Origin of the sequence: uncultured Pigmentiphaga sp., from assembly GCF_937950555.1 — a bacterium.
Taxonomy (GTDB): Bacteria; Pseudomonadota; Gammaproteobacteria; order Burkholderiales; family Burkholderiaceae_B; genus Pigmentiphaga.
Genome location: NZ_CALFCW010000037.1, coordinates 1 through 3,995 on the forward strand (window position 1 = coordinate 1; position 3,995 = coordinate 3,995).

The 3,995-nt window shown below is 65.4% G+C and carries 4 protein-coding genes; all 4 read right to left on the minus strand.

Annotated features, from left to right (window positions below; all coding sequences use genetic code 11):
• Positions 1-482: carbon monoxide dehydrogenase subunit G (locus Q0319_RS10455; RefSeq protein ID WP_299452310.1), on the minus strand; the 482-nt coding region annotated here is incomplete at its 3' end.
• A gap of 13 nt (positions 483-495) precedes the next feature.
• Positions 496-1,230: an enoyl-CoA hydratase/isomerase family protein gene (locus Q0319_RS10460; RefSeq protein WP_299452312.1), complete on the minus strand. Its 735-nt coding sequence runs from the start codon at positions 1,228-1,230 to the stop codon at positions 496-498.
• 57 nt (positions 1,231-1,287) lie between these two features.
• Entirely contained in the window at positions 1,288-2,124 is an 837-nt protein-coding gene (locus Q0319_RS10465; protein WP_299452313.1) for an alpha/beta hydrolase, read from the minus strand.
• A partial coding sequence (locus Q0319_RS10470; RefSeq protein ID WP_299452314.1) for a molybdopterin cofactor-binding domain-containing protein occupies positions 2,121-3,995 on the minus strand: 1,875 nt, incomplete at its 5' end. The genes Q0319_RS10465 and Q0319_RS10470, both read right to left, overlap by 4 nt.

The window sequence follows — 3,995 nt, forward strand, 5'->3', positions numbered from 1 at the left end:
GCGGGACGATCGGCGGTCGGCCGCGCCTCGTCCCCAGCCTCCAGCGAGACGAACTGCTCGCGGAACGCCTTGAAGAAATCGTCCGACATCTTCCTCGCGACGCTGTCGATCAGGCGTGCGCCAACCTGCGCCAGCTTGCCGCCGACCTGGGCCTGCGCCTCGTAGGCCAGGCGCGTGGCCGCTCCCTCCTCGTGCAGCGCGACAGCGGCCGAGCCCTTGCCAAACCCCATGGCTCCGCCCTGCCCCTCGAAAACCATCACGCACGACGAAGGCGGATGCGCCTCCGTCAGGCGCAGTGAGCCCGTGAAGCGAGGGCGCAAAGGACCGATGGCCGCAGTGATCACGATGCGGAATTCATCCGGGCCGACGCGCTCGGCCGATTCGCAGCCAGGCAGGCACCGCTTGAGCACGTCGGGATCGTTCAGGGCGTTCCACACGTCTTCCCGCGGCGCGGCAATGATCTGAGTGCCGGTGATCTCCATGGGTACCTCGGCCTCAGTCGGGCTTGCGCTTCATGGCTGCCGCGGTATTGACCATGGAGTGCAGTGCGCGCGCATACTCGATGGCGCCTAGCTCGTCCATGCGCGGGGCGACGTGGAGATATTCCTTGAGGCCGAGGATGGCAGGCCGCGGGCGGCTGAGCAGCAGCTTGCAGAAGCGGTCGAGCTCTGCCTCGAGCCTGTCGGCCGGAACCACCGTGCTGACCAGGCCGTATGCCATGGCACGGTGCGCATCGATGAAGTCCGTGGAATACGCCATCCACAAGATGGCGTTGCGGTTGACCCGGTCGTAGAGCGCAGACATGACCATGGTCGGCATGACGTTGTGCGCGATTTCGGGAATGTTGAACGTGGCCGTTTCGCTCGCGAACGAGACGTCGCACAACGCTGCAATGGCCGTGCCGAATCCCATGGCACGCCCTTCGATCGCAGCCACGACCGGAACCTGCGCGTTGCGTATGGCCTTGTAGCTGTTGAAAATCGGATCGTATTCAGGGCGGCGGGCGTAGGCCTCGGGAGCCGGAGGCGGCGAACCGGGATCGCGGGCCCGGCCGGTGCAGAAATCGGGGCCTACGCTACGCAGGAGCACCATGTCCGAGGTGTTGTGCGCATTCAGCACGGCCTCGGAAAATTCGGATGCCATGGCGTCGGTCACGCCGTTGTCGTGGGGGCGGTTGAAGGTAATGCGAAGAATGCGCCCGTCCTGCTCTATCGAGAGCTGCTCGCTCATGAAAAGTCTCCTGTAGAAAGAAAAAAGGGAGCGTCGTTCCGATGCCCGGCCTGCGGCTCAGTGGGTCGCCACGCGGGAGAAATGGCGCCAGAACGCATCCTGGAACGCGGCTGGCTGATCAATGTTGGGTAGATGGCCGGCATCGGGAATGACTTCGAGCACCGAGCCGGCAATCAAGCGCTGGAGATCGCGCATCGCATTAGGCAGGACTCCGTCGTTGCCACCCACCAGCAGCGTGACGGGTACCGCGATGCGCGCCACGTCGGGCAGGTAGTTCATGCTTTGTATGGCCTGTGCGCAGCTGACGAAGCCTGCTACCGAAGTGGCCGCCGCTTGGTCGCGGAAACGCGCGGCGATGTTGGGATGGCGCTCGACGAATGCACGCCCGAACCAACGTTCCACAGTCGAATCGGCCAATGCGGCCGTACCCTGCGACTGGGCGATGGCTATGCGCTCGTCCCAGACCTTCCCAAGATCGCCTGGGGTGTCGACCCGCGCGTCGCACAGCAGCGCGCTCGACAATCTTTCCGGATGCCGCAGCGCCAGGCCGAAGCCACTCATCCCACCGAGCGACAAGCCGACGTAGTGGGCCCGCGCGATGCCCAAGGCGTCGAGCACCGCCACCGTATCGTCGGCCAGGTCGTCCATCGTCGCGGGACCAGAAGGCACGCCCGATGCACCATGCCCCCGGGCATCGACGAGGATGACCCGCCACCCTCGTTCCGCGAGGGCCGCGGCCTGGTCCGCCCACATCATGCTGGAACAGAGGATGGAATGCGTCATGACCACCGGCTCTCCCGCGGGATCGCCCCGCAGGTGCACGGCGAGCTCGCACGCCGGCCCTTGCACCCGCAGCGTTTTGCCGCCTGCCGGCCCCATGTTCGGATTGCTCATCGCATCACCTCCAACTCACGCGAGGGCGCTTCTGCGCCGGTGCCGCGCTCGCGGGCAGCGTGCCGCAACGCGCTCCAGATAGCCTGGGGCGTCATGGGCAGGGCGTCGATGCTGGCGCCCACGGGAGCCAAGGCGTCGTTGACGGCAGCCGCGATGGCGGCCGGACTACCCAGGTACCCCGCCTCGCCCGAACCTTTCTGGCCAAACTCGGTGAGAGGCGACGGCGTGCAATGATCGACGATGGTGATAGGGGGAACCTCCATTGCGCTCGGCAGGAGATAGTCCATGAACGTGCCCGCCAGCAACTGGCCCTCTTCGGAGAAGGCGAACTTCTCCATCATGGCCGCCCCCAGGCCATGCGCGATGCCTCCGTAGGTCATGCCGTGCACCACGTCCGGGCTGATCATCACGCCGCAATCGTGGCCGCAAACGTAGCGGTGGAACCGAGCCTTGCCGGTTTCGGGGTCAATGCTGAGCAATACCACGTGCGCTTCGAACGAGTGGCACGGATACATCTGCACCCGGCCGTCCTCGGTAGGCATGATTCCGCCCGTGGGTACTTCCCAGACGAATTTCTCTTGCAGGCCCGGTTCGACACCTTCTGGCATCTTGTGGAACATGCGGTGGGCGATTTCGACGAGGCTGGACCAAGTGATGCGTTTGTCGGGCGTGGCCTTGGCCACGACATCGCCCCCGTCGTACTCGAGCTGGTCCTCGGGAAGCCCCAGGTTGTGTGCGGCAATGCGAAGTAGCTTGGCACGCAGCTTCTTCGCCGCTCCAGCAGCGGCGCCGCCCAGCATGATGGCCATGCGGCTGCCCACCGGACTGTTCGAAGGCAAGGCATTGAGCGAATCGGCATGCAACACCCGTATGCCGTCCGGATCCCGCTGCAGGATCTCGCCCACCACGGTCGACACCAAGGTCTCGTGCGCCTGGCCCGATGTGGACGTGCCCATCACCGCCGTGATCGCTCCGGAGAGGTCGATGCGGACGAGGCAGGAGTCCATCCAGGTCGTGGTGGTGTTCTTGGGATTGAAAAGCGGCTCGAAGGCCGAATTCCCGCCCGAAGGTTCCAGGCAGGTCGACACCCCGATCCCGGCGAGCAAGCCCTGCTTGCGCAGGGCATCGCGCTGCTGCACGAGCTCGTCCCAGGGCGCCGCTGCCAGCGCCTTGCCCAGCACGGTTTCGTAGTCCCCCGAGTCGTAGGTCGTCCCGCTGGGGATGAGATAGGGGAATTCGTCTTTGGCGATGAGGTTGCGGCGACGCAGCTCGATGCGATCAAGCCCGAGGAAGCGCGCGACCTTGTCCATGCCGGTTTCGATCGCGTAATTAGTCGGCGACTGGCCGAAGCCGCGCACGGCCTCTTGCGGCGTCTTGTTCGTCATGACGGAAACGGCCTCGTACTCGACGCTGCCGATCCGGTAGGGGCCGACAATGGCGCCCACGGGCTTGCCGAGCTGCAACGGCGCCCGCCCCGAGTACGCGCCGATGTCGTCCACCGCTCGCATGCGCATGGACTTGACCACTCCCGCGTCGTCGAAGGCAAGCGTCACGTCGAAGACCCGGTCAGGGCCCTGCATGTCGCCGCCACGCATGTTCTCCAGCCTGTCTTCGATGAACCGCACCGGCCTGCCGAGCTTGCGCGACAAATAGCCCACGAGGACGGTGTGCTTGAGCCCGCGCTTGACGCCGTAGCTTCCGCCGACGTCCACGTCGAAATGCACCCGCACCGCGTTGCCGGGCAAACGCAGTGCCCGCGCAAGCTGGTCAGGATATTTGGGCATTTGGATGGAGGCCCACACGTCCAGGATGCCCGTCGCATCGTTCCACCAACAGCTCACGCCGAAGGTCTCGATGGGAACGGTCGCGCT